The sequence below is a fragment of the Lysobacter gummosus genome, from assembly GCF_001442805.1.
Taxonomy (GTDB): Bacteria; Pseudomonadota; Gammaproteobacteria; order Xanthomonadales; family Xanthomonadaceae; genus Lysobacter; species Lysobacter gummosus.
On the sequence record NZ_CP011131.1, the window covers coordinates 2,223,752 to 2,248,908 of the forward strand.

Genomic DNA, 25,157 nt, shown 5'->3' on the forward strand with positions numbered 1-25,157 from the left:
CAGGTCGGGGGATCAGGTGATGACACGCGTGAACTTCGGAGCCTAACACGCTGATACGAAGCGCCCACTGTGATGCATCTCACCAATCCGAGTTACGGGAAAAGGCGACTCCAGTTCAGTTTTCGCAGGCAGCGGCGCGATTGAGAAACAGCCTGATCCGGCGCGCATTCATGCAAGCGCGCCGCTTCCTTGATGGCAAAAATAATTCAGAAGTCTTTCAGGACGATGAATGGGGTGGGCGGGGCGGGGACAGCAGAGCCGGGCGTTGGGCTCAGACAATCACGGGGGCGAAGAGCAGAGCCAATGCGGCTAGCCCGGTCAGGCCGGCCAGAGCCCACAACCAGCCTTCGCGTTTACGGGTTTGAGCGACACTGATCTTATGCGCGCGAGCGTAGACCACATCGTGCGCGATCTGCAGCGCGCCAGCCGCGACCGCGATATACGGCAGCGACAGGTCCATTGGCTGTCCAAGCAACGGCACGAGCGCGCATAAGGCGGTGATGCTGGCGACATAGAAAGCGACCGCCGGCACCGAGTGAATTCGGCCGCGCACCATGATCAACGCGACCGTGGCCAGACCGGCGAAGAACGCGCCTTCGATGGGCGCGAAATAACCCACCAACAAGCAGGTCAGCAGAGTGGGGATGGCGACAATGACAGCCGTGTCCCAACCCCAGCGCCGCTCGATAAGGTCTTTGAAGTGCAACAACCCAGCCCATAGTGCGACTGAGGTGAGCCATACGATGAACAACGCCGCGATGTTGCGCGCGGCGTGAGCGAACGGGACCGGATCCAGGCCCATCAGTAGCGAAGCGAGTCCGACGGTGGCTAGGTAGTACAGCGCGCAGCGCCCCAGTCCGACCAGCACGCGCCGATAATTGAGCCAACGACGATCGGTAGCGCGACGCCAGAAACCGACGCTGGCCGAATCGAGTTGCGACTGCGCCAAGGAGGCGTCAGTTTGTTCGAGCCGTTCAAGCAGTTCGATCAAGTGCGTGGGCATCATCGGTACCGCGGCGACGAGTAAGCGCCGCGGCCAGAAGCGCGGGCCGAGTAGTTCGTGCATCGGCCAGCGCTCGGTCGGCCGCTTATGCGGCGAGCAACGCTGGGCGATGATGCGCTTGAAATGCGCGTAGCGTTCGGAGCGGTGATAGGTGAAATACAGGATCTGGCCCAGATGTTCTTCGCGCGGATCGGTGGTGATCAGCGCGAAGAATTCGGCGATCGCGTCGATCGCATCCTTGGGCGGCGGCGGCTCGCCTTGGGCCAGTGCGCGCGCGACCGGAATGCGCAGCGCGTGCTTGAGTTCCAATGCGTACAGCGGTTCGAGATCGTGCAGCCAGCGCTGCAAATCGATGGGCCGGTCGCTCGTGGCATGGGCGAATAATGCGTGTAGGAAGCTGTCGAGATCGAACTGCTGCGTCGGTTCGTCGAGCTCGGTTCCGTCGGTTCGCGATTCTTGCGCGGTCACGCACCCTTCGGGCTGCGGATGCGAGGCGAACAGGGGCGTCTGTGTGTCAGGCGCAACGGACTCGGCCTGCGAGCGTTCGTGGAGGTCGGTCGCGGATGCGTCGTCATCGCCCGTCGCCGAGGTGTCGGAAGACGCTTCGAACTCTTCGTCGTCCTGCTCGGGACGGTATTGCGCGTACGCCAGGCAATGCTGATAGGCCTCGTGCAGTTCCTGGAATCCTGCCGGGTCCTCATCGGGGCGTGTGCGCTTGATCTCGCGCGCATAGGCCCGCTTGATCTCGCGCTCGTCCGCCGTCGGTTCCAGCCCCAGTCGTTCGAATGCGCTCATAAGGAGGAATTGAAGCCCTTGAATGCGCGCATCACCGTCATGCACACGAACAACAGCACCAGCAGCCACATCCACGGCGGCTCTTCGCTGCTGCGCCGGGGATCGGGTTGGGCGAAGCGCAACTCGCTGAAGTCGGTGCCGGTCGAGCGCGCGCGTTCGCGCAGTTCATCGACGGCAGCGTGCATCCACGGGCGGCCGGGATGCAGGCCATCCAGTTCGAAGAAACGCAGGATCACTTCCAGCGGGTGCATGTACAGCGTCGGCCCGTCGCAGAGAAACTCCAGGACATGCTGGCCCACCGCTTCCTTGCGCTCAAGGTTGTACAGCGCCGGATGCGCGCGCAGCCATGCATCCAACTGCCCGGGCGAGTGCCTGGCCTGGTAGCGGAACAGCTCGCGGGTGAATTGATCGAGGTCGAAGGCGGCTTCGTCTTCGGGCGGCGTCAGGGCGATGTCGATGGCGGATGCCGGCCAGCGCGGCGCCTCATGGGGTTCGCTGCGATGACTGTAGCGCCACAGCGTCGATGGCAGCGCCGCAGGCCACTGGGGATCGATCGCGTCCAGCGGCTGCAGCGCCGGCGCGTCGAATTGCAGCGATATGTCGTCGAACGCGGCAGCGGGCATGTCGGCGTGGCTGAAGTCGGCGGCATCCTCCGGCGCCGCCAGCTCCAGGCAGCGCACATACGCCTCATGCAATTGCTGGAACGCCTGCGGGTCTTCGTCGGGCCGCGCCAGCCGCAGCTCGCGCGCGTAGGCGCGCTTGATCTGCGCCCGGTCCGCGTCCTCGGACAGGCCCAGCCGCGCGAACGGGTTCACGTATAGCCTTGGGCTTCGATCGCGTCGAGGAAGCGCGCGAACTCGCCGCGGTGTTCGGCGATCAGATCGCGGTCCTGCAGATCGAGCGCGCCGCGAAACCGCACCAGCGCGCCCTGCAGATCTTCGCGCGCCCACAGCAGTTCTTCGTACAGGCGCTCGGCGCGCGCGACCAGGACGATGTTCTCCTGCTGCTCGCGCGGATGCACCTTGATCGCCGACAGCGCGGCCAGGCGTTCGCGGATCTGCTCCTGGGTCATGACGCCGGGATTCTTCTCCAGCACCACTTCGCGCTTGAGCCCGCTCGACAGCGCGACCGCTTCGACCTGCAGCAGGCCGTTGATGTCGTAGGTGAAACGCACGTCGATCGGATTTTCGTCGCGGCGCTTGGGCGGCAGATCGATCGAGATCATCCCCAGGCGCACGTTGTTTTCCACGCGCGGGCTTTCGCCCTGATAGATTTCGATCTCGACGGCGCGCTGATGATCCTGGGTGGGGTAGTAGCGCTCGACCCGGCTCACCGGCACCGTGCTGTTGCGGTGGATGATCGGCGAGAACACGCCGCTGGTGTAGCCGTGCTGCGATTCGCGGCTGGTGTTGACGCCCAGGGTGTGCGGGCACACGTCGGTGAGGATGATTTCCTCCAGCGACTGATCGCGCGCCTTCATTCCGGCGGCGACGCAGGCGCCGAAGCCGATGGCTTCGTCCGGGTTGACGTGGCGCAGCGGCAGGCGGCCGAACATGCGCGAGACCAGCCGCGCGCACAGCGGCATGCGCGAGGCGCCGCCGACCAGGACGATTTCGTTGAGCTGGCTCGGGCTGAGCTTGGCGTCGCGCATCGCCCGTTCCAGCGGTGCGCGCAGGCGTTGCACCAGCGGTTCGCACAACTGCGCGAAGCCGGTTTCGTCCAGGCGCCAGGCGCGGTTCTGTCCGGCCAGCGGCAGTTCCAGGGCGATTTCGTCGCCGCGCGCCAGCTCATGCTTGAACAGCTCGATGCGGCGTTCCAAAGTCGCCAGCTCGCCCAGCGACAGTTGGCTGGCGCTGAGCGAGTGTTCGTTCAAGAACGCATTGAGCAAGGCCGCGGAGAAATCCTCGCCGCCGAGAAAGTTGTCGCCGGCGCTGGCGTGCACTTCCATCACGCCTTCGAACAATTCCAGGATCGACACGTCGAAGGTGCCGCCGCCCAGATCGAACACCAGATAACGGCCGCCACCGTCGCGTTGCTGCAGGCCGTAGGCCAGCGCCGCGGCGGTGGGTTCGTTGATCAGCCGCTCGACCTTGATTCCGGCCAGCTCGCCGGCGATGCGCGTGGCCTTGCGCTGGCTGTCGGAGAAATACGCCGGCACGCTGATCACCGCTTCCTGGACTTTTTCGCCCAGATCGGCTTCCGCGTCGGCGATCAGCGATTTGAGGATCAGCGCCGACAATTCCTCGGGCCGGAACCGGTGCGTGCCCAGCGCGGTGATGCGCTCGCTGCCCATCCAGCGCTTGAACGCGGCGACGCTGCGTTGGGGATGCGAGACCAGACGCTCTCGCGCGGCGCGGCCGACGATGACGCGTTCGTCGTCGCCGACGCTGACCACCGACGGCGTCAGCGATTCGCCCAGGGCGTTGCGGATCAGGCGTGGACCGTCGGCGCCGTAGACGCCGATCAGCGAATGGGTGGTGCCGAGGTCGATGCCGACGATCATGGCGTAACGACAATCCGTTGCGGTTGGCCGAAAGCTTACATGCGGAACACGCCGAAGCGGGTTCGTTCCTCGATCGGCGCGTTGAGGCTGGCCGACAGCGCCAGGCCGAGCACCCGGCGGGTGTCGGCCGGGTCGATGATGCCGTCGTCCCACAGCCGCGCACTGGCGTAGTAGGGATTGCCCTGGCTTTCGTACTGGTCGCGGATCGGCGCCTTGAAGGTTTCTTCTTCCTCCGGCGTCCACACCTTGCCGGCGGCCTCGATGCCGTCGCGGCGCACGGTGGCGAGCACGGAGGCGGCCTGTTCGCCGCCCATCACGCTGATGCGCGCGTTCGGCCACATCCACAGGAAACGCGCGCCGTAGGCGCGGCCGCACATGGCGTAGTTGCCGGCGCCGAAGCTGCCGCCGATGACCACGGTGAACTTGGGCACGTGCGAGCAGGCCACCGCGGTGACCATCTTGGCCCCGTCCTTGGCGATGCCGGCGTTCTCGTACTTCTTGCCGACCATGAAGCCGGTGATGTTCTGCAGGAACACCAGCGGAATGCCGCGCTGGTTGCACAGCTCGATGAAGTGCGCGCCCTTGAGCGCGCTCTCGGCGAACAAGATGCCGTTGTTGGCGACGATGCCGACCGGATAACCGTGCACGTGGGCGAAGCCGGTGATCAGGGTCTTGGCGTACCGCGCCTTGAATTCCTGCAGGTCGCTGCCGTCGACGATGCGCGCGATGACTTCGCGGATGTCGAACGGGCGGCGCGTGTCCTTGGGCACGATGCCGTACAGCTCGTTGGCTGCGTACAGCGGCTCGCGCGAGGGCTGCACGGCGACCGGCAGCACCTTGCGGCGATTGAGGTTGCCGACGATCTCTCGCGCGATCTGCAGCGCGTGGCGGTCGTCTTCCGCGAAGTGATCGGCCACGCCGGACACGGTGGTGTGCACTTCGGCGCCGCCGAGCGCTTCGGCATCGACGACTTCGCCGGTCGCGGCCTTCACCAGCGGCGGGCCGCCGAGGAAGATCGTGCCTTGTTCCTTGACGATGATCGACTCGTCGCACATCGCCGGCACGTAGGCGCCGCCGGCGGTGCAACTGCCCATGACCACGGCGATCTGCGGAATGTTTTCCGCGCTCAGCCGGGCCTGGTTGTAAAAGATGCGGCCGAAATGTTCGCGGTCGGGGAAGACTTCGTCCTGCAGCGGCAGGAACGCGCCGCCCGAATCGACCAGGTAGATGCACGGCAGGCGGTTCTCGCGGGCGATTTCCTGCGCGCGCAGATGCTTTTTGACCGTCATCGGGAAGTAGGTGCCGCCCTTGACGGTGGCGTCGTTGGCGACGATCACCACTTCCAGGCCCTGCACGCGGCCGATGCCGGCGACCATGCCGGCGCCCGGCGCGGCGTCGTCGTACATGCCTTCGGCGGCGAGCGGGGCGATTTCCAGGAACGGCGAGCCCGGATCGAGCAGGGCGGCGATGCGGTCGCGCGCCAGCAGCTTGCCGCGCTCGGTGTGCTTGGCCCGGGCCTTGTCGCCGCCGCCGTGCGCCACGCGCGCCAGGCGCGCGTCGAGTTCTTCGACCAGGGCCTGGTGATAGGCGAGGTTGTCGCGGAAATCTTGCGAACGCGGGTCGAGCTGGGAAGTGATCGCGGGCATTGCTGGGACGGCCGGATGCTTGGACGCGGCATCAAAGCATAAAGCGCTGCCGCCGGCCAATGACTTTTGCCCGGGAAATCAGAACGAACGCGGGCGTATGCGCACAAAACCTGCGTTGTTTGGGCGTTGGCGGGATGAGTGAGGCGGATAGCTCGATTCCCTCTCCCGCTTGCGGCAGAGGGCTAGGGTGAGGGCACCGAGCCGCGGCGAAGCTGTCATCGCGCTGAGATCACGGGCGCCCTCACCCCGGCCCTCTGCCGCAAGCGGGAGAGGGAGGAACTCGCGTGAATGAAGCGCGTTCGGACAACCGTCGTTCGAACCGACATTCGCCCAAGAACAAAAAAGCCCGCATCGGCGGGCGGGCATCGGAGCTGCGACACACAAAAAGAAAGGCCCGCAGATGCGGGCCTCTCAGTGAACGATAGCGCAAGCCGATTAGTGCTTGGCTTCTTCCTTCTTGGCTTCGGCGGCAGCGGCGTCGGCCTTGTCGGCAACCTTCTGCGCAGCGTCGGCGGTCGCGTTGGCGGCCTTGGCGGCGGCGTCGGTGGCGCCAGCAGCGGCGGCATCGGCGGCGTTGCCGGCAGCAGCAGCGGCCGAATCGGCAGCGGCGGCGGCGGAGTCGGCGGCGTTGCCGGCGGCGGCGCCAGCAGCGGCGGCGGCGTCGGTGGTCGCGGCAGCAGCGGCGTCGGCGCCAGCGGCGGCAGCGGTGCCAGCGGCGTCAGCGGCCTTGGCGGCGGCGTCGCCAGCCTGCTCGGCGGCGGCCGAAGCTTCGGCAGCGGCGTCCTTGGCTTCTTCCGACTTCTGGGCGCAAGCCGACAGTGCCAGGACGGCGGCGGCGAGCAGGACGTAGAGATGGGTCTTCATGAGCTGTCTCCTGAGGAGTTGTCTGAGAATGAAACGTGTGGTGGATCTGTCAGGCAACGCCAGTGCTCGCAGCGGTCCGGCAAGCCGGCTTCGATCGTTCACTGACCTTACGGAAAAAGCCGCCGGAAATCCGGCGGCTTTCCCGTTCGACGCGAGATTCGCGTCGGAACTAGCAGTATCGCTTGCGCGATATTACTTCTTCGCTTCTTCCTTGGCAGCTTCCGCCGGAGCGGCAGCGTCCTTGGCGGCGTCGGCAGCAGCGCCGGCGACGTCAGCAGCGCCCTTGGCGGCGTCGGCAGCGGCGTCGGCAGCAGCCGGGGTCGCAGCGTTGGCAGCGGCGTCGGCCGAGGTAGCGGCAGCGTCGGCAGCGGTAGCAGCGGCGTCGGCCGAAGCAGCGGCGGCGTCGGCGGTGGCGGCGTCGCCAGCGGCAGCGGCGGTGTCAGCAGCGGCCTGAGCTTCGGTCGAAGCGGCAGCGGCGTCGGCGGAAGCTTGTTCGGCCTGCTTCTGGTTCGAGCAAGCGGCCAGGGCCAGGCCCAGAGCCAGGGCGATCAGCGCCTTGTTGAAATTCATGATTCGGTGTCCTCGTCGATTAGTTAGGCAACGCGCAGTTGCGCGCCGATAACATGATGACAAGCCGGTGACGTGTGTCAAGCGGCATGCCGGTTTTTTTTGTGCAACGCGTTTTTAACTTTTTACACTAATTCGATCGCAATCGCGGTGGCTTCGCCGCCGCCGATGCACAAAGACGCGACGCCGCGCTTGCCGCCGCGAACGCGCAGGGCGTTGATCAGGGTGACCACCAGGCGGGCGCCGCTGGCGCCGATCGGATGGCCCAGCGCGACCGCGCCGCCGTGCACGTTGATCTTCTCGTGCGCGATGCCCAGGTCCTTCATCGGCGCCATGGCGACCACCGAGAACGCCTCGTTGACCTCGAACAGATCGACGTCCTCGACCTTCCAGCCGGCCTTTTCGAGCACGTTTGAAATCGCTTTCACCGGCGCGGTGGTGAACCATTCCGGGGCCTGCGCGTGGCCGGCGTGGGCGACGATGCGCGCCAGCGGCTTGAGCCCGCGCGCGGCGGCTTCCTCGGCCGACATCAGCACCGTGGCGGCGGCGCCGTCGGAGATCTTCGAGGACGCGGCCGCGGTCAGCACGCCGTCCTTGCCGAACGCCGGGCGCAGGCCCGGGATCTTGCTGACGTCGATCTTGCCCGGCTCTTCGTCGGCGTCCACGACCACATCGCCCTTGCGGCCCTTGACCGTCACGGAAACGATTTCGGCCTTGAAGTGGCCGGCGGCCTGCGCGGCCTGTGCGCGCTTGACGCTTTCTTCCGAATACGCGTCGATTGCAGCGCGATCGAAGCCGTATTTGGCGCAGGCGGCGTCGCCGAACACGCCCATCGCCTTGCCGTCGTAGGGGTTGGTCAGGCCGTCCCAGGCCATGTGATCGAGCATCTCGGCGCTGCCGTAGCGGATGCCGGTGCGCGAGTTGTTGAGCAGGTGCGGGGCGTTGGTCATCGACTCCATGCCGCCGGCGACGACGAGCTTGGCCGAGCCGGCCTTGATCAGGTCGTGGCCCAGCATGATCGCCTTCATGCCCGAACCGCAGACCTTGTTGATGGTGGTGCAGCCGGCCGAGGTCGGCAGGTTGGCGCCGAGCGCGGCCTGGCGCGCCGGGGCCTGGCCGAGGCCGGCCGGAAGCACGCAGCCCATGATCACTTCGTCGATCTGATCGGCGGCGACGCCGGCCTGTTCGAGCGCACCGGTGATCGCTGCGCTGCCCAGGGTCGGGGTCGGGACGCCGGTGAATTGGCCGAGGAAGGAACCGATGGCGGTGCGCTTGGCACCGACGATGACGACATCGCTCATGGAGGAACTCCGAAAACTGTGGCGTTGTTATGGGCGGTGGCCGGCGCGGCCGGGACCGGAACCCATCGATTATGCGGCGGCATGCTGCGGTGCCGCAAACATGCGCCGCGGGATGGGACGGCGCGCTGGCCTGGCTAACGAAAATTGAACAAATTGAGGGCGATATCGGGCCGGTAAACCGGCGCGCAACTGAATGCCCGCGCCGGGCTTTTAGTCGAGAAACCGATTACATGCGCGAAGAGCCCGACCGGGCGACGGGATTATCCGGGTCGAAATTCGCCCGATCCGGGGGCGGGGTATCGAATCGCGCCGGATCGGCGTTGCGGGTCGATCGGTGCGGTGGTGTCCGGATAGGCCGATTTTACTTCGGCGATTTCAGCCGGACTCAAGCCGAATTCAGCGCCGAACTTCGGCCCAAAACCGCCGTCGAGCGCGCCGCGCACCTTGTTTCCTCCAGATTTGCGTAATAACTCCACGAATCGATTGTCGGTTCACAAGGCTTGGATTAAAACGAATCCCAAGGTGCGATCGATCCGCTGGGGAGCGGCGACGCATCGTCCCGCAGCGGGGTTAAAACCATGAAACGTTTCGAATCGGCAGTCCGTCGTAATTCGCGGCTGGTCCTGTGCGCACTGAGCGTCGCCATCCTCAGCGCCTGCGGCGGAGGCGGTGGAGGCGGCGACAACGTCAAGCCCACGCCGCCGCCGACCAATAACCCGCCGCCGCCGCCGAGCGCGCCGCCGCCGCCGATCGGCGCGCATCTGGATCTGACCAATACCCGCTCGGCGCAGGCGCAGGGACTCACCGGCGCGGGTATCCGCATCGGCGTGGTCGACAGCGGCGTGCGCCGCGATCATCCCGCGCTCAACGGCCGGGTCGGGCCGATGCTGATCTACACCGATCCGCGCACCAACAACCATCGCGTGGACGATGTCCTCGGCCACGGCACCTTCGTCTCGCAAATCGCCGCCGGCACGCCGGTCGGCGCCTGGCCGGGCGGCATCGCCCAGGGCGCGACCATCGTTTCCGCGCGCATCCTCGCCGACACGCGCCCGGCCGACGACGGCTCGGGCATGGGCAACGAAGTGCGCGACGCCGGCGGCCTGGACATCGTCAGTCGCGATCTCATGAACGCCGGCGTGCGGATCATGAACAACTCCTGGGGCGGCCTGTACTGGACCGGCGACAACGTCACGCAGAGTTTCATCGCCGCGTACAAGCCCTTCATCGACAACGGCGGGCTGGTGGTGTTCGCGACCGGTAACGAATCCAAGCCGCAGCCGTCCGACAACGCCTCCTTGCCGAGCCAGGGCGCGGGCGCGAACGTGCTCGAACGCGGCTGGATCGCGGCGGCGGCGCTGGACACCAACAATCCGACGCAACTGGCGAGCTACTCCAACGCCTGCGGCATCGCGATGAACTACTGCCTGGTCGCGCCCGGCGATGTGCAGGCCACCGGCGTCAACGATGCGGTCGGCAGTCCGAGTTACTGGGTCGTGCGCGGCACTTCGTTCGCCGCGCCGCAGATTTCCGGCGCGGCCGCGCTGGTGTGGCAGGCGTTCCCGTACTTCAACAACGATCTGGTCCGGCAGGCCTTGCTCGGCAACGCCAAGGACCTGGGCGCGCCCGGAGTCGATCCGGTGTTCGGCCAGGGCCTGCTCGATGTCGGCGCGGCCGTGCGCGGTCTGCGTCGCCTGGATTGGGGCGATGTGCGGGTCAACTTCGACGGCGCTTCGACCTGGAGCAATCCGATCAGCGGCGCCGGCGGCCTGATCAAGGAAGGCGCCGGCACGCTGCGCCTGGATGCGAGCAGCGCCAACACCTACACCGGCGCGACCGATGTCGCCGGCGGCACCTTGCGCTTGAACGACAACGGCAGCCTGGCCTCGCCGGTCACCGTGCGCGCGGGCGCGACCTTCGCCGGCGGCAACGGCGCCAAGGTCGCCAATCGCATCGACAACCAGGGCGCGGTGCGCGTGGAAGGCGCGGGTCTGCGCATCGACGGCAACTACGCGCAGTCCGCGGCCGGGCAATTGCAGTTCTTCATCGGCTCCAAGCTGGATGTCGGCGGCAGCGCGAGTCTGGCCGGCGATGCGCGCGTGCTCGGCCAGTTGCCGGGTTATGTGCGTTCCAATCACGAAGTGTTCCTCAACGCCGGCAGCGTGAGCGGCCAGTTCGCCAGCCTGTCCACCGCGCCGGGCGTGTTCCTGACCGCCACTCTGGGCTACAGCACGACCCAGGCCTGGCTCGACATATCCGCCTTGAACATCACCGCCACCGCGCAGGCGCTGGGCATGCAGGCCTCCGAGACCGCCGCCGCCGCGCGCGTGGACGGCGCCTTGCGCGGCCTGGACAACGGCGCGGTGGTCAGCGGCGGCGCGGGCGCGCAGGGCGCGTTCAACGCCGCCGCCGGCGCCTTGCAGCAGTCGGCGACGCCGCAGATCGCGCAGCGCTCGCTGGCGAGCTTGTCCGGCGAACTGCACAGCGCCGATGCCGCGTTCGCGATGATGGCCATCGAAGGCAACCGGCGCGCGCTGGAATCGCGTCTGGATGCGCAGTACCTGGATCGCCACGACGGCGCCTGGTCCGACCGCATCGACACGCAACGCGTCGCCGCGGGCCGTTTCGACCTGGATGCGCGCGGCTGGATCGTCGGCCACGATCAGCGCCTGGGCGCGTTGAGCGTCGGCGCCGCGGTCAGCCAGACCGACGGTTACGCCTACACCCAGTTGCGTCGCGATCGCGAGCGCAACCGCCAGATCGAAGGCCAGTTCTATGCCTCGTGGGATCGCGGCGGCAGCTATGTGATGGGGCGTGCCGCGTTCGGCAACATGGACCGTTACCTGCAGCGCGAAATCCAGTTGGGCGCGGCGCAGTTCGGCACCGGTTCCAATTACGCCGACCGTTACATCAACCTGGGCGTGCAGGCCGGCCATCGCTTCGAACTGCGCAACGGCCTGCTGACGCCGTACCTGGGCGCGCAGAGCCTGCGTCTGAATCGCGACGGTTTCCAGGAGGCCGGCGCCGCCGGCTTCGGCCTGAGCGCGGGCGACTCGAACCTCAGCGCGACGCAATTGCTGGCGGGCGCAAGGCTTGAGCGCGAATGGCGCCTGGGTTCGGCCTTGCTGAGCCTGAGCGGCCGCGCCGAATGGCAGCGCACGGTGGCGCAGTCCGGGCGTTTCATCGATGCGCGCTTCACCGGCCTGGAAGTGTGGTCGCCGATCGTCAGCGATCCGTTCTCGCGCGAAGCCGGCGTGCTGGGGGTTGGGTTGAGCGCGCGGTTCGCGCGGGGCGGGGTGCTCAGCCTGGATCTGGATAACCGGTACGAGTTTGGACGGCAGTATCCGCGGGCGTTGGCTAATTGGTCGTTTTCGTTCTGAGCCTGGTGGGGCGCGTGGGTTTGGTGGCAAAGCGAAAAGCGAATCTCCCCTAACCCCTCTTTTTCAAAGAGGGGAACGCATTCGCGGTGGGTGGGTCGGACGCGGGATTTCAGGTGGTTCGCCGTCCGCCTTCGGCGGCTACGCAACCCCTAACCCTGGCAGACAGGTTCCCCTCTTTGAAAAAGAGGGGCTAGGGGAGTTTCGCTTTCCGCCCAAACAAAAACGCCGCTACGTTTCCGTAGCGGCGCCTCGCACCGAAACGTAACCCCGCCTCAGCTCTTGCCGTCGAACAACTCGCGCCCGATCAACATGCGCCGGATCTCGTTGGTCCCCGCGCCGATCGCATACAACTTCGCATCGCGCAGGATCCGCCCGGTCGGGTACTCATTGATGTAACCGTTGCCGCCCAGAGTCTGGATCGCCTCCAGCGCCACCTGCACCGCCGCATCGGAGGCATGCAGCAGACACGAAGCCGAATCGATCCGGCTCTTATGCCCGGCATCGAAATCGCGTCCGACCTGATACGCGAACGCGCGGCTGGACTGCAGCGCGGTGTACATGTCGGCGATCTTGCCCTGCATCAGGCTGAAGGTGCCGATGGCGACGTCGAACTGCTTGCGCTCGCGCACGTAGGGCAGGGCGATGTCCAGCGCCGACTGCATCAAGCCCAGCGGGCCGCCGGTCAACACCAGACGCTCGGTGTTGAGGCCGCTCATCAGCACCTTGACGCCGTGGTGCACTTCGCCGAGCACGTTTTCGGCCGGAATCTCGCAGTCCTCGAACACCAGCTCGCAGGTGTTCGAGCCGCGCATGCCCAGCTTGTCGAGTTTCTGCGCGGTGGAAAACCCCTTCATGCCCTTTTCGACGATGAACGCCGTCATGCACTTGCTGCCCGCGCTCTTGCCGGCGGTGCGCATGTACACGATCAGCACGTCGGCCTCCGGGCCGTTGGTGATCCACATCTTGTTGCCGTTGGCGACCCACACGCCGTCCTTGAGTTCGGCGCGGCAGCTCATCGAGCCGACCACGTCGGAACCGGCGCCCGGTTCGCTCATCGCCAGCGCGCCCTTCCATTCGCCGCTGCACAGCTTGGGCAGGTACTTGCGGCGCTGGGCCTCGTTGGCGTTGGCGTAGAGGTTGGATACGCACAGGTTGGAGTGCGCGCCATAGGAAAGACCGACCGAACCGGACGCGCGCGAAATCTCTTCCATCGCCACCAGATGGGCCAGATAGCCCATCTCGCTGCCGCCGTATTCGCCCGGCACGGTCATGCCGAGCAGACCCATCTCGCCCAGTTTGAGCCACAGGTCTTGCGGAAACGCGTTGTCGTGATCGATCTGCTCCGCGCGCGGAGCGATTTCGGCGTCGGCGAAACGGCGCACTGCATCGCGCAGCGCGTCGATCTCTTCACCCAGGGGAAAACTGCGCATATCAGCCCTCGTAACGAATCAGCGGCCGCCCGTTGAGCGGTTGGATGTTGCGGTTGTTGCGACGGTAGTGGGACAAGAATCCGTCGATCTGCTTCTTCGACATCGTCACCGGCGCCGGCAGCACGTACCACTCCACATTTTCCGTCAACGGCGGGGTCGTGAGCGAGCCCAGGTAGTGGAAGTAGCCGCGCGACTTCGGCAGCAGGCCTTCGATGTCGATCTCTTGCTGGGCCGGCTTGGCCTTATTCTTGCGCGGCTTGAGGTCGTCGAGCACCTCCTGCGCGACGGCATTGGCCTTGCCCTGTTCATACATCACGCCGACCACCGCCAGGCGGCCGTCCTGCGCCTTGAACACGAAATGGCCTTCCAGCGGGAAGTGCTTGCCGTCCAGGGTGTGCTCGCTCTGGGCGTGGAAATGGAACTGCGCCAGGGTGAAATGGCGGCCGCGGATGGTCGCCTGCGTGGCGTGGGTGTCCACCTGCACCGCGTGGCCGTTGTCCTCGACCTTGTCGATCCCGCCGCGGGTGTGCTGGAACTCCAGCGCGCGCGGCTCGTTATCGGCGGCGGCGACCGCGGAGGAAGTGACGATGTCGATCGGCGACTGCGACTTGTCGTGCGCGGCCTGCCACTGTTCCTGGTGTTCGTAATCCAGCGCGTCGTGAGCGGCGTGCGCGGCCGGCTTGGCCGGCTCGCCAGCCTGCGCGGCGAAAGCCAGGCTCAGTGCGATGAGCGTGGCGAAAGTGTGTTTGCGCATGGCGGAATCCTTTACGTATACACAGCGATTTGGGGACGGATCGCACTGCGGCGCGATCGCCGGACACGCCGGCGCACTCCATCAACGCAGATACGCGGTGAAAACCCTACTCCGGATACGACGACGGGGCCGATGGCCCCGTCGAAGTGTGCGTCAGTGACCGCTGCGGATGCGTCCGCGGAAGCTGGGGTTGGAGCGGCCGAGCGGCAGCTTCAACTTGCCGATCGCGCTGATGCGCTCTTCGGCCAGACGGTCGGCGGCGGTGTAGGTCGGGATGCTGTCGCGCTCGGCGATCTCGAAGATGCGGCCGAGGTTGTGGTAGATCGTGCGCATCATGCGCATGGCGCGCTCGCGGTTGTAGCCGTCGAGTTCCAGCGCCACGTTCATCACGCCGCCGGCGTTCACCGCGTAATCCGGCGCGTACAGGATGCCGCGCTTGGCCACTTCGTCGCCGATGGCGTTGTTGGCCAGCTGGTTGTTGGCCGCGCCGCAGATGATCTTGGCCTTCAAACGCGGCAAGGTCTGCTCGTTGACGGTGCCGCCCAGCGCGCACGGCGAGTACACGTCGGCGTTGACGTCGTAGATTTCGTCCAGGCCGACCGCTTCGGCGCCGTATTCGGACACGGCCTTCTCGACCAGGCCCTTGTTGATGTCGGTGACGAAGATTTTCGCGCCGCGCTCCTTGAGCAGCTTCACGAATTCCATGCCGACATGGCCCAGGCCCTGCACGGCGTAGCTGTACTTGCCGACTTCCTCGTCGCCGAAGCGCTTGTTCAGCGACGCCATCAGGCCCTGCAGGGTGCCGTAGGCGGTGAACGGCGAGGGATCGCCCGAACCGCCGTGGACCTGGTGCACGCCGGTGACGTATTCGGTCTCGCGGTACACGTATTCCATGTCGTTGACATCGATGCCGACGTCTTCCGCGGTGATGTAACGGCCGCCCAGCGAATCGACGAACTTGCCGAATGCGCGGAACAGCGCTTCGGACTTGTCCGCGGAAGGATCGCCGATGATCACCGCCTTGCCGCCGCCGATGTTCAAGCCGGCGACCGCGTTCTTGTAGGTCATGCCGCGGCTCAGGCGCAGCACGTCGTTCAGCGCGTCCTGCTCGGTCTTGTACGGCCACATCCGCAGGCCACCCAGGGCCGGGCCGAGCACGGTGTTATGGATCGCGATGATGGCCTTCAGGCCGGCGTCCTTGTTATGGCAGAACACGACCTGCTCATGGCCGAAGGTGTCGAGGGTTTCGAAAATCATCGGGTGCTCCGAACCGGGCGGGAGTGCGCGGAAGATTGCGCTTACGCGTCGCGCCAGGCTGTGGGTTAAGTCGTTGAAATGAAATGAATTCGCTTGTGCGGCGGTGGAATGGCGGCCGGCGCAGGGGCGCTAGTCTAAAGCAATCGGGCAATACGGCTAGGTACGTGTTCCGTAGGGTGGGCGCGGCCGGCGGCGGATTTGCCGAGACGGTCGTTTGCCACGATCCAAAGCGCGCGGCCGTGGATACCGATGGGTAGCGCGATCCGCCGTTTGTGCCGAAAACGGCATTCCAAGTCTCTGACCATGCGGCGCATGAACACGATAATGGTGGATTCGATTTGTCCGGAGCCGCCGCTCGACGGCGTTAGCCCGGATGCAGATCGCACCATCATCGCCACAGGACGCCGACTTCATGGCCACCGCAAGGAACGCCGCCGTTTCACGCAAACGCACCACCGCCGCTCGCGCCGCCACCACCGCCGAACGTCCGGCCCGGCGCGCGGGCAAGACCGCGGCCAAGGCCGCGGTGAAGAAAACCGCGCCCAAACTGCACTCGCGCCTGCTCGACGCGCGCCCGGACACCGCCGACTTCCGCGACAGCATGTTCGAGCCGACCCTGGTCGAAGTGCCCTCGCACAAGCCCTTGAGCGAACACCTGAAACTGCGCCTGCCGGTCTTGGACCAGGGCGACGAAGGCGCCTGCACCGCGTTCGGTCTGGCCGCGGTCGCGCACGCGCTGCTGCGCCGGCGCAATCCGCGCGCCAGGCTGGCCCCGGTCAGCACCCGCATGCTCTACGACATGGCCCGCCGCTACGACGAATGGCGCGGCGAGAAATACTCCGGTTCCAGTTGCCGCGGCGCAATGAAGGGCTGGCATCACCACGGCGTGTGTTCGGAAAAAATCTGGCCGTACAAAGTCGGCGACAGCATCGAGACCTATACCGAGCAACGCGCCCGCGACGCGACGCTGCGCCCGCTCGGGGCTTATTTCCGAGTGAATCACAAGGACCTGGTGGCGATGCACGCGGCCTTCGCCGAAGTCGGCGTGCTGTACGCCTCGGCCGCCGTGCACGACGGCTGGGACGATCCCGTGCGCGGCCGCATCGCATGGAAACGCCAGGAAATCGCCGGCTACCACGCCTTCGCCATCGTCGGTTACGACGAAGGCGGCTTCTGGATTCAGAACTCCTGGGGCAAGACCTGGGGCTTGAACGGCTACGGCTATATCAGCTACGACGAATGGCTCGAACGCGGCACCGATGTGTGGGTGGCGCGGCTGGCGGTGCCGGTGCGCCTGCACAACGCCCAGTCCAGCGCGGTCAGCCATTCCAGCGTGGCGCGCCAGTCCACCGGTTACTCGCAGGCCGATCTGCGCCCGCACATCGTCAGCCTGGGAAACAACGGCCGCCTGCGCGACGACGGCCGCTTCGGCACCAACGCCGACGACGTGCGCAATCTGATCCGCAAGGACCTGCCGCGCATCACCGCCGATTGGGAGAAAAAACGCGTGCTGCTGTACGCGCACGGCGGACTGGTGCCGGAGCAGGGTGCGATCCAGCGCGTCGCCGACTACCGCCAGACCCTGCTCGGCAAACAGATCTACCCGCTGTCCTTCATCTGGAAAACCGATGCATGGAGCACGCTGGGCAACATCCTGCGCGACGTCGCCAAGCCGCGCAGCGAAGGCGTGGTCGATAAAGCCAAGGACCTGCTGCTGGACCGTTTCGACGACACCCTGGAACCGCTGGCGCGCGCCGCCGGCGGCAAGCTGATGTGGGACGAGATCAAGGAAAACGGCCTGCTCGCGACCACCGCGCGCACGCCGTTGGCCAACGGCACGGTGCAGGAAGCCGGCGGCGCGGCCCTGGTCGCGCGCCTGCTCGACGAATGGATCGCGCGCGATCCCAAACTGGAATTGCATCTGGCCGGACACAGCGCCGGCTCGATCCTGCTGGCGCCGCTGGTGCAGTTGCTGACCACTCAAGGCGTCGTGCCCAGCGGCCCCGCGGTCGGCATGCAGGGCCTGGGCCGGCAGATCGAAACCCTGACCCTGTGGGCGCCGGCGATCACCGTCGATCTGTTCCTCGACACCTACGCACCGGCCTTGCGCAGCGGCGCGATCAAACGCATGGCCTTGTTCACCCTGACCGACAAGGCCGAGAACGACGACCACTGCGCCGGCATCTACCACAAGTCGTTGCTGTACCTGGTCGCGCATTCCTTCGAACGCCAGCCGCGCACCTGGATCAACAAGCGCTACCGGCACGGCACGCCCTTGCTCGGCATGGCCCGGTTCCTCGATCGCGACGCCGCGCAAGGCTCGGTGGAACTGCGCGAACTCATCGACAGCGGCCGCATCGACTGGATCCAGTCGCCGACCGCCGGCGCGCCCGACGGCTCGCCGGACGCATCGGCCGCGACCACGCACGGCGGCTTCGACGACGACCGCGCGACCTTGGCCGCGACCCTGGCGCGCATCCTCGGTCAAGCCGGCACCACCGCCAGCTTCGACATCCACCGTTCCGAAGCCGGCAACGCCGACCGGCGCAGCGCCATCGCCCGCGCTGTCAACAAATGATCATGTTGGCGGGATAACAATGGAGTCACCGGAGCCGTACCGCCGCAGGGATCGCGGCAGCCAGCAGCGGTGCGACGCGTCCACTATCGAGACGCGTCGCACCCGGCAGGCGAGCAGGCGCACCGCGCCGCCATCACAGCGCAGCCCCCCGATCGCCCCGCAAGCAGTCTCCCCCTTTGAAAAAGGGGGATTAAGGGGGATTCGCTTCACCCCGCCGCGAACCGCCGGCCCTCAGCGACGCTCCCAGCGCCCCGGATGAAACCGCCAGGCCGGCCCATACGCATGCCAGCGCGGCCCGACGTACACATAGCCCGGCCGCGAGACCACATAGGCCCCGCCGACCCAGTAATAGCCGCGGCCGTCCCAGCGCCAATGCCCCGGCGCCCACACATACCCCGGCCGCACCCGCACCCGCTCGTACCGCGGCGGCGGAGGCGCCACGCGCACGTCCACGCCCACATAGGTGCGCGCCTGCGCCAGCGGCGCATGCGCACCCGCCAGCGTCGCCACGCCCAGTACCGCCGCCAGCATCAAAGGACGCATTGCCATGACCGTTCTCCTCGGATTCGGCGGCCACCCGCCGTTACCGATGGCAACGCCGCGGCTCAGGGCGTGTTGACGCGGGCCGGGAAAGCGTTCAGAGGCGTGCCAGATTGCTGAAGGGCGGCTGCATGGATTGGGCGAATGTGCGAGCGGGCAACGCGGCGGCAGTGGCCGAAACGCTGTCTGGATTGCCGCGGAGTTTCAGCTTCGCTGTCGTCTTTCCAGGCCGTCATTCCCGCGAACGCGGGAATCCAGCGACTTCAAACGTTCTCGGACGAAAGGCCCTGGATTCCCGCGTTCGCGGGAATGACGGTGTTGAGGGTTCTCGCGCGAAAGGCCCTGGATGTTCGGCTCCGTCGAAGTAAAGCGGAGCCCGCCTTCGCGGGCATGACGGTCTTGAGGGTTCTCGCGCGAAATGCCCTGACTATTCGGCACCGCCTGAGCAAACAGAGCCGGCGTTCGCGAAATAACCGCACGAGGATTCCGCAACCCCCATTGACACCGTGTCCCATCTCCTGCCAAAGCCGACCATCCTGCACCGCACGGCCACCCGCCAAACCGGGCCTGCTTCACGGAGCTACAATACGCACAGCCAGACCCGCGTATCGAGAAGCCGATGAGCACGACCGCCGCCCAAATTCCCGCCGCCCAGCCCGATGCCACGCCGCTGCGTTTCGTCACCGCCGCCAGTCTGTTCGACGGCCACGACGCCGCGATCAACATCATGCGTCGCCTGATCCAGGGGCAGGGCGCCGAAGTCGTCCACCTCGGCCACAACCGCTCGGTCGAGGACGTGGTCCGCGCCGCGCTGCAGGAAGACGCCGACGGCATCGCCCTGTCCAGCTACCAGGGCGGCCACGTCGAATACTTCAAGTACATGGTCGACATGCTGCGCGAGCGCGGAGCCGGCCACATCCGCGTGTTCGGCGGCGGCGGCGGCACCATCACCCCGGAAGAAATCCGCGAGCTGCAGGCCTACGGCGTCGAGCGCATCTACCACCCCAACGACGGCATGCACATGGGCCTGGTGGCGATGATCGAAGACGTGGTCCGCCGCGCCAGCGAAGGCCGCATCGCCGACACCACGCCGGACAAGCCGGCCGCGATCGACGACGAAATCACCATCGGCAAGATGCTCTCGGCGATCGAAGAGGGCACTCTCGACGAAAGCCAGCTGGCCCACCTGCGCAAGCAATGGCAACTGGCCGGCGGCAAGACCCCGGTGGTCGGCATCACCGGCACCGGCGGCGCCGGCAAGTCCTCGGTCACCGACGAACTGCTCAACCGTTTCCTCGCCAATTTCCCCGACATGCGCATGGCGGTGATCTCGGTCGACCCGACCCGCCGCCGCACCGGCGGCGCGCTGCTCGGCGATCGCATCCGCATGAACTCGCTGCGCAGCCCGCGCGTGTACATGCGCTCGATGGCCACCCGCCGCCAGAACGCCGCCACCAACACCGTGCTGAAGGACTGCATCGGCCTGCTGCGCGGCCTGGGTTACGACCTGGTCATCGTCGAAACCGCCGGCATCGGCCAGAGCGATTCGGAAATCGTCGATCTGGTCGATTTCCCCATGTACGTCATGACCAGCGACTTCGGCGCGCCGAGCCAGTTGGAAAAGATCGACATGCTCGACTACGCCGAGCTGGTCGTGCTGAACAAGTTCGACAAGCGCGGCGCCGAAGACGCCTTGCGCGACGTGCGCAAGCAGTGGAAGCGCAACCGCGTCGCCTTCGCCACGCCCGACGAAGACGTGCCCGTCTACCCGACCATCGCCAGCCAGTTCAACGACCCCGGCATCAGCTGGATGTTCGTCAACCTGTGCCGCCTGCTGCGCGAGAAACTCTCGCTGCCGGCCGAGAAGTGGTCGCCGCAAGTCGATACTTCGTTGAAGGAACCGCGCGCCACCGTGCTGATTCCCGGCGCGCGCGTGCGTTACCTCGCCGAAATCGCCGAGCAGGGCCGTTCGATCAATCGCCAGATCGAAAGCCAGTCGGAAGTCGCCGATCGCGCGCAGTCGTATTGGCAGTCGCTGCATGACCTTGAAGACCCTGAGTTGCCGAAGGCGCTGGATCTCTATCGGGCCGAAGCGTTGCTGCCCGGGCACCCTCACCCCGGCCCTCTCCCGCGCCCCGAAGGAAGTCACCTTGGGTGGCAAGCGGGAGAGGGAGAGGGAGCCGCATCGAATACCTCTCCCGCTGGCGGGAGAGGTCGCGCCGAAGGCGCGGGTGAGGGCCGCCCGGTCGCCGTGGACCGCACCCTGCTGACCTTGCGCCAGCGTTACAACGACGCCGTCCAGACCCTGTCCTCGGAAGCCCTCAAGCTCCTGCGCGACTGGCCGCAGCGTCTCAAGTCCATCACCGACGACATCACCGAATACGAAGTCCGCGGCAAGGCCATCCGCGTCGAAAACTACCGCGACTCGCTGAGCCACCAGAAAATCCCGAAGATCGCCGCGCCCGCCTACAAGAGCTGGGGCGAGCTGCTGACCTTCCTGCAGAAAGAAAACCTGCCGGGTTACTACCCCTACACCGGCGGCGTCTACCCGTACCGCCGCACCGGCGAAGACCCCATCCGCATGTTCGCCGGCGAAGGCACGCCCGAGCGCACCAACCGCCGCTTCCATTACCTGTCGGTCGGCCAGCCCGCCGCGCGCCTGTCCACCGCGTTCGACAGCGTCACGCTGTACGGCGAAGACCCCGCCGTGCGTCCGGACATCTTCGGCAAGATCGGCAACTCCGGCGTCAATATCGCCTCGCTCGACGACATGAAGAAGCTGTACTCTGGCTTCGACCTGTGCGCGCCGACCACGTCGGTGTCGATGACCATCAACGGCCCGGCGCCGATGTTGCTGGCGATGTTCATGAACACCGCCATCGATCAGCAAGTGGAAAAATACCTGCGCGAAGACGGCGCCCGCTGGGACGCCGCGCACGACAAGATCGAAGCCATCTTCAAGGACCGCAATCGCCCGCAATACAGCGGCCTGCTGCCGGAAACCAACGACGGCCTCGGCCTGGGCCTGCTCGGCATCACCGGCGACCAGGTCGTCGACGCCGAAACCTATCAGCGCATCAAGGACAAGACCCTCGCCACCGTGCGCGGCACCGTCCAGGCCGACATCCTGAAAGAGGACCAGGCGCAGAACACCTGCATCTTCAGCACCGAATTCGCTCTGCGCATGATGGGCGACATCCAGCAGTATTTCGTCGACAAGAACGTCCGCAACTTCTACTCGGTGTCGATCAGCGGTTATCACATCGCCGAAGCCGGCGCGAACCCGATCAGCCAGTTGGCTTTCACCCTGAGCAACGGCTTCACCATCGTCGAGTACTACCTCGCGCGCGGGATGAAGATCGACGACTTCGCGCCCAACCTGTCGTTCTTCTTCAGCAACGGCATGGATCCGGAGTACACCGTTATCGGCCGCGTCGCCCGCCGCATCTGGGCCCGCGCCATGCGCGAGCGCTACGGCGCCGATCCGCGCAGCCAGATGATGAAGTACCACATCCAGACCAGCGGCCGTTCCCTGCACGCGCAGGAAATCCAGTTCAACGACATCCGCACCACCTTGCAGGCCCTGTACGCGCTGTTCGACAACTGCAACAGCCTGCACACCAACGCCTACGATGAAGCCATCACCACTCCGACCGAAGAAAGCGTGCGCCGCGCGGTCGCGATCCAGATGATCATCAACAAGGAGCTGGGCCTGAACTTCAACGAAAACCCCTGGCAAGGCAGTTTCGCCGTGGACTACCTCACCGACATCGTCGAAGAGGCCGTGTACAAGGAGTTCGAAGCCATCAGCGAGCGCGGCGGCGTGCTCGGCGCCATGGACACCATGTACCAGCGCGGCAAGATCCAGGAAGAAAGCCTTTACTACGAACACAAGAAGCACGACGGCAGCCTGCCGCTGGTCGGCGTCAATACCTTCCTGCCGAAGGATCACGGCGGCGACATCGTCACCGAGATCGAACTGATCCGCTCCACCCCGGAAGAGAAGGGCCAGCAGATCGATAACGTGCTGTCGTACCAGCAGGGCCGCAACGACTACGCCAGCGAAGGCCTGCGCAGCCTGCAGGCCGCCGCGCGCGACCGCAAGAACGTGTTCGCATCCTTGATGGAAGCGGTGAAGACCCACAGCCTGGGCCAGATCAGCCACGCGCTGTACGACGTGGGCGGCGAGTATCGCCGCAACATGTAATCCCGTATTCACTCTCCCTCTCCCGCTGGCCACCCAAGGTGACTTCCTTCGGGGCGCGGGAGAGGGCCGGGGTGAGGGCGCGCGCAACCAACACGACCCAGACGACAAGCCCGCTCACGCGAGCTCTCGTTTTTGCGCGCACCCCGAGATATTTCATCGTGATTTCCACATGCCGTCAGCCCCCATCGCATGGCGATTCGAACACCGATCCGATTCGCGACCTGGATCACGCCGCCACGCGTTTGCGTGATCGCCAACAGCACCCGTCCCGAAAAACGCGAAGACGTTGTTGAATGCGCCCGCGAACCCCGCGCAACCAGACCGTGCCGCAAGCCCGTTTATGAACTTCAAACCATGCGGCTTTTCTCATTAGCCCGGTTTGCATTCTGAGAAGATCGCCGCGCGTTACAGCGCCGGCAGGGGACGGCAATCCTTCGCGTCTTCCTCAGGAGAGGGCATATGACTATCCCCAAGCGGCGTTTGCGCGCATTGGCTTATCGCGCCTGCGCGTTCGTACTGGTGGCGCTCGCGGCGACGGTCAGCGCGCATGCGCAGGCCGCCGTCCCGTCCGCGGCCCGGGCCATCGGCGATTTCAGTCTCGGCATGGAACCGGCGGCCATCGCCACCAGCCGCGAAAGCACAGTCAGCACCTATGTCGTGCTGACCAGCATCGACCAGTACAACAAACCCACCGCGCTGGGCGTCGCGGATCTGCCACAAGGCATCACCGCGAGCTTCTCGCAGTCATCGATCACGCCGCAGGCCAACGGCAGCGTGCGTTCCAAACTCACCCTGGCCGTCGCCGCCGGCGTGGCGGTGGGCAGCTATCCCATCACCGTCACCGGCAGCTACGGCGAACTCGCGCGCAGCGCCACGGTGAACCTGACCGTCACCGCCGACTCGGGTTTTAAAGTGATGGTGGCCGGAACCCAGCACATCACCTTGATCGGCGAAAGCAGCCAATTGCCCGTCACCGTCGCCGGCTACGCCTTCAACGAACCGGTGACCCTGGCCGTGAGCGGAGTGCCCGCGGGCGTCAGCGCGAACTTCAGCCTCAACCCGGTGAACCCGGGCGCCAAGGCCGCGGTGAATTCCACCTTGACCTTCAGCGCGTCCACGCAAGCGGTGCAGGGCCAATACCCGATCACCATCACCGGCACCGCCGGCAACATTGTGCGCAGCGCGTCGCTGACGCTCTATGTCAACCCGAAGCCCGACTTCGCGCTCTGGACCATCGGCCGCAGTCGCGCGCTCGTGGCGGTGACCCAACATGCCGGCATCAGCGGATGGCTGGAGATCAACGCCCGCCCGCTGCACGCTTGGGACCAGCCCATCGCGTTCTCGATCGAGGGCCTGCCGCCCGGCGTCAGCGCGACCTTCAGCCCGGCGGTCGTGAACCCCTACGGCCCCACCAGCATCGCCTTCACCGCATCGGCCGAAGCGCCGGTGGGCAACTTTGAGGCGAGCATCGTCGGCACGGGCGGATCGACGACCCATCGCCTGCCGGTGCAACTGACCGTACTGCCGTACCTCGATCCCAACCGCCTGCTCAACAACGTCACGCGAGTCGGCATCTCGTTGCGGGCCGGCGAGTCCATGCTCTTCAACATCATGAAGCCCGAGAGTAGTAGCCTGTTTTACTCCTTCACCTCACAGATCGGCTTCGGCACAGGCACCGGAACGTTTTACGTGCGCGAAGGCGCGCCGCCGACCGAGACCGACTTCCATTGCCGCTCGACCGGACGTTGGGGCACCTACTGCGAAATCGAGCGGAACCCACGCGCCTACTTCCCGATGACGTATTTCCTGCTCATCAAGGCCGACACCGACATGACCGGCGCCAGCATCATGGCCAACTACGGCTACGACGGCCGGTCATCCGAATGGCGTTCCAATCCGACCGATTACCTCATCAACGACAACACCGTCGTCGAAAGCCCCATTACCGCCAGCGACCTGAGCGGCAACGCCGGCTTCGTCTCCGTCACCTACCGCCTCAACCACCCGTACCGCACCGACCTCAAAGTCGAACTGATCGCCCCCGACGGCCAGGCCTACCTGCTGCGCGACCACGTCAACGGCCCGATCAATCCCAGCGTCGTGCACACCTTCGACTTCACCGACAAAGTGGCCAACGGCGCGTGGAAGCTGCGCGTAACCGACGATACTTTGGGCGGTTCGGGGGTTTTGCTCGATTGGAGCTTGGGTTTCTTCGGGGTTGCTCCACCGGCTCGATAACCGCCGTTAGCGGCGCAAGCAAAAACAGGCCCGCAGCTGCGGGCCTGTTTGTTATTGGGCGATGCCTTCGGTCGCGTGTGTTCTTCGGTATTCC

At 66.0% G+C, this 25,157-nt stretch carries 16 protein-coding genes; 4 read left to right on the forward strand and 12 right to left on the reverse strand.

Annotated features, from left to right (window positions below; translation table 11 throughout):
* Nucleotides 1-271 precede the first annotated feature (271 nt).
* From LG3211_RS09250 to LG3211_RS25560, 8 genes are all read right to left on the reverse strand, one after another.
* A complete protein-coding gene (locus LG3211_RS09250; RefSeq protein WP_057942576.1) occupies nt 272-1,798 on the reverse strand; it encodes a J domain-containing protein in 1,527 nt (508 codons plus the stop codon).
* Nucleotides 1,795-2,613 (reverse strand): J domain-containing protein, encoded by an 819-nt coding sequence (locus tag LG3211_RS09255; protein WP_057942577.1) that lies wholly within the window; start codon nt 2,611-2,613, stop codon nt 1,795-1,797. The genes LG3211_RS09250 and LG3211_RS09255 overlap by 4 nt, the downstream gene beginning before the upstream one ends.
* Nucleotides 2,610-4,301, reverse strand: coding sequence for a molecular chaperone HscC (locus LG3211_RS09260; RefSeq protein ID WP_057942578.1), 1,692 nt, complete (start codon nt 4,299-4,301; stop codon nt 2,610-2,612). Before LG3211_RS09260 ends, LG3211_RS09255 begins: the two co-directional genes overlap by 4 nt.
* Before the next feature lie 35 nt (nt 4,302-4,336).
* Nucleotides 4,337-5,947 (reverse strand): carboxyl transferase domain-containing protein, encoded by a 1,611-nt coding sequence (locus LG3211_RS09265; RefSeq protein WP_057942579.1) that lies wholly within the window; start codon nt 5,945-5,947, stop codon nt 4,337-4,339.
* Nucleotides 5,948-6,382: 435 nt separating this feature from the next.
* Nucleotides 6,383-6,811: a hypothetical protein gene (locus tag LG3211_RS09270; RefSeq protein ID WP_057942580.1), complete on the reverse strand. Its 429-nt coding sequence runs from the start codon at nt 6,809-6,811 to the stop codon at nt 6,383-6,385.
* 192 nt (nt 6,812-7,003) lie between these two features.
* Nucleotides 7,004-7,381: a hypothetical protein gene (locus tag LG3211_RS09275; RefSeq protein ID WP_057942581.1), complete on the reverse strand. Its 378-nt coding sequence runs from the start codon at nt 7,379-7,381 to the stop codon at nt 7,004-7,006.
* 122 nt (nt 7,382-7,503) lie between these two features.
* Nucleotides 7,504-8,679, reverse strand: coding sequence for a thiolase family protein (locus LG3211_RS09280; protein ID WP_057942582.1), 1,176 nt, complete (start codon nt 8,677-8,679; stop codon nt 7,504-7,506).
* A gap of 260 nt (nt 8,680-8,939) precedes the next feature.
* Entirely contained in the window at nt 8,940-9,155 is a 216-nt protein-coding gene (locus LG3211_RS25560) for a hypothetical protein (RefSeq protein ID WP_148648818.1), read from the reverse strand.
* A 102-nt stretch (nt 9,156-9,257) separates the two neighbouring features.
* On the opposite strand from LG3211_RS25560, the gene LG3211_RS09285 reads away from it, so the two are divergent.
* Nucleotides 9,258-12,059: an autotransporter serine protease gene (locus tag LG3211_RS09285; protein ID WP_057942583.1), complete on the forward strand. Its 2,802-nt coding sequence runs from the start codon at nt 9,258-9,260 to the stop codon at nt 12,057-12,059.
* A 272-nt stretch (nt 12,060-12,331) separates the two neighbouring features.
* On the opposite strand, the gene LG3211_RS09290 is transcribed toward LG3211_RS09285, so the two are convergent.
* The 3 genes from LG3211_RS09290 to LG3211_RS09300 form a co-directional block, all read right to left on the reverse strand.
* Nucleotides 12,332-13,489 carry an isovaleryl-CoA dehydrogenase gene (locus LG3211_RS09290; protein ID WP_057942584.1) on the reverse strand — a complete coding sequence of 386 codons (1,158 nt, stop codon included), beginning with the start codon at nt 13,487-13,489 and terminating at the stop codon, nt 12,332-12,334.
* 1 nt (nt 13,490) lies between these two features.
* The gene (locus LG3211_RS09295; protein WP_057942585.1) at nt 13,491-14,243 is read right to left on the reverse strand and encodes a carbonic anhydrase; all 753 of its coding nucleotides are present in this window, start codon (nt 14,241-14,243) and stop codon (nt 13,491-13,493) included.
* 153 nt (nt 14,244-14,396) lie between these two features.
* The gene (locus tag LG3211_RS09300; RefSeq protein ID WP_057942586.1) at nt 14,397-15,500 is read right to left on the reverse strand and encodes a Glu/Leu/Phe/Val dehydrogenase dimerization domain-containing protein; all 1,104 of its coding nucleotides are present in this window, start codon (nt 15,498-15,500) and stop codon (nt 14,397-14,399) included.
* A gap of 412 nt (nt 15,501-15,912) precedes the next feature.
* Between LG3211_RS09300 and LG3211_RS09305 the strand changes: the two genes are divergently transcribed.
* Complete coding sequence (locus tag LG3211_RS09305; RefSeq protein WP_083512418.1) at nt 15,913-18,078, forward strand: C1 family peptidase; 2,166 nt, start codon at nt 15,913-15,915, stop codon at nt 18,076-18,078.
* 231 nt (nt 18,079-18,309) lie between these two features.
* Here LG3211_RS09305 and LG3211_RS09310 read toward each other — a convergent pair whose 3' ends face one another.
* On the reverse strand, nt 18,310-18,627 hold the full coding sequence (locus LG3211_RS09310; protein WP_057942587.1) for a YXWGXW repeat-containing protein: 318 nt from the start codon (nt 18,625-18,627) through the stop codon (nt 18,310-18,312).
* Nucleotides 18,628-19,237: 610 nt separating this feature from the next.
* Here LG3211_RS09310 and LG3211_RS09315 point away from each other — a divergent pair.
* Nucleotides 19,238-22,825 carry a methylmalonyl-CoA mutase family protein gene (locus tag LG3211_RS09315; protein ID WP_057942588.1) on the forward strand — a complete coding sequence of 1,196 codons (3,588 nt, stop codon included), beginning with the start codon at nt 19,238-19,240 and terminating at the stop codon, nt 22,823-22,825.
* Nucleotides 22,826-23,284: 459 nt separating this feature from the next.
* Nucleotides 23,285-25,063: a proprotein convertase P-domain-containing protein gene (locus tag LG3211_RS09320; RefSeq protein ID WP_057942589.1), complete on the forward strand. Its 1,779-nt coding sequence runs from the start codon at nt 23,285-23,287 to the stop codon at nt 25,061-25,063.
* The last annotated feature ends 94 nt before the right edge of the window (nt 25,064-25,157 follow it).

Bases quoted from the DNA above. Each gene is read 5' to 3' on its own strand.
- LG3211_RS09310 (WP_057942587.1), bottom strand. From the start codon at position 18,627: ATGGCAATGCGTCCTTTGATGCTGGCGGCGGTACTGGGCGTGGCGACG.
- LG3211_RS09285 (WP_057942583.1), top strand. From the start codon at position 9,258: ATGAAACGTTTCGAATCGGCAGTCCGTCGTAATTCGCGGCTGGTCCTG.
- LG3211_RS09290 (WP_057942584.1), bottom strand. From the start codon at position 13,489: ATGCGCAGTTTTCCCCTGGGTGAAGAGATCGACGCGCTGCGCGATGCA.
- LG3211_RS09270 (WP_057942580.1), bottom strand. From the start codon at position 6,811: ATGAAGACCCATCTCTACGTCCTGCTCGCCGCCGCCGTCCTGGCACTG.
- LG3211_RS09250 (WP_057942576.1), bottom strand. From the start codon at position 1,798: ATGAGCGCATTCGAACGACTGGGGCTGGAACCGACGGCGGACGAGCGC.
- LG3211_RS09295 (WP_057942585.1), bottom strand. From the start codon at position 14,243: ATGCGCAAACACACTTTCGCCACGCTCATCGCACTGAGCCTGGCTTTC.
- LG3211_RS09320 (WP_057942589.1), top strand. From the start codon at position 23,285: ATGACTATCCCCAAGCGGCGTTTGCGCGCATTGGCTTATCGCGCCTGC.
- LG3211_RS09305 (WP_083512418.1), top strand. From the start codon at position 15,913: ATGGCCACCGCAAGGAACGCCGCCGTTTCACGCAAACGCACCACCGCC.
- LG3211_RS09260 (WP_057942578.1), bottom strand. From the start codon at position 4,301: ATGATCGTCGGCATCGACCTCGGCACCACCCATTCGCTGATCGGCGTC.
- LG3211_RS09275 (WP_057942581.1), bottom strand. From the start codon at position 7,381: ATGAATTTCAACAAGGCGCTGATCGCCCTGGCTCTGGGCCTGGCCCTG.
- LG3211_RS09280 (WP_057942582.1), bottom strand. From the start codon at position 8,679: ATGAGCGATGTCGTCATCGTCGGTGCCAAGCGCACCGCCATCGGTTCC.
- LG3211_RS09265 (WP_057942579.1), bottom strand. From the start codon at position 5,947: ATGCCCGCGATCACTTCCCAGCTCGACCCGCGTTCGCAAGATTTCCGC.
- LG3211_RS09315 (WP_057942588.1), top strand. From the start codon at position 19,238: ATGAGCACGACCGCCGCCCAAATTCCCGCCGCCCAGCCCGATGCCACG.
- LG3211_RS09300 (WP_057942586.1), bottom strand. From the start codon at position 15,500: ATGATTTTCGAAACCCTCGACACCTTCGGCCATGAGCAGGTCGTGTTC.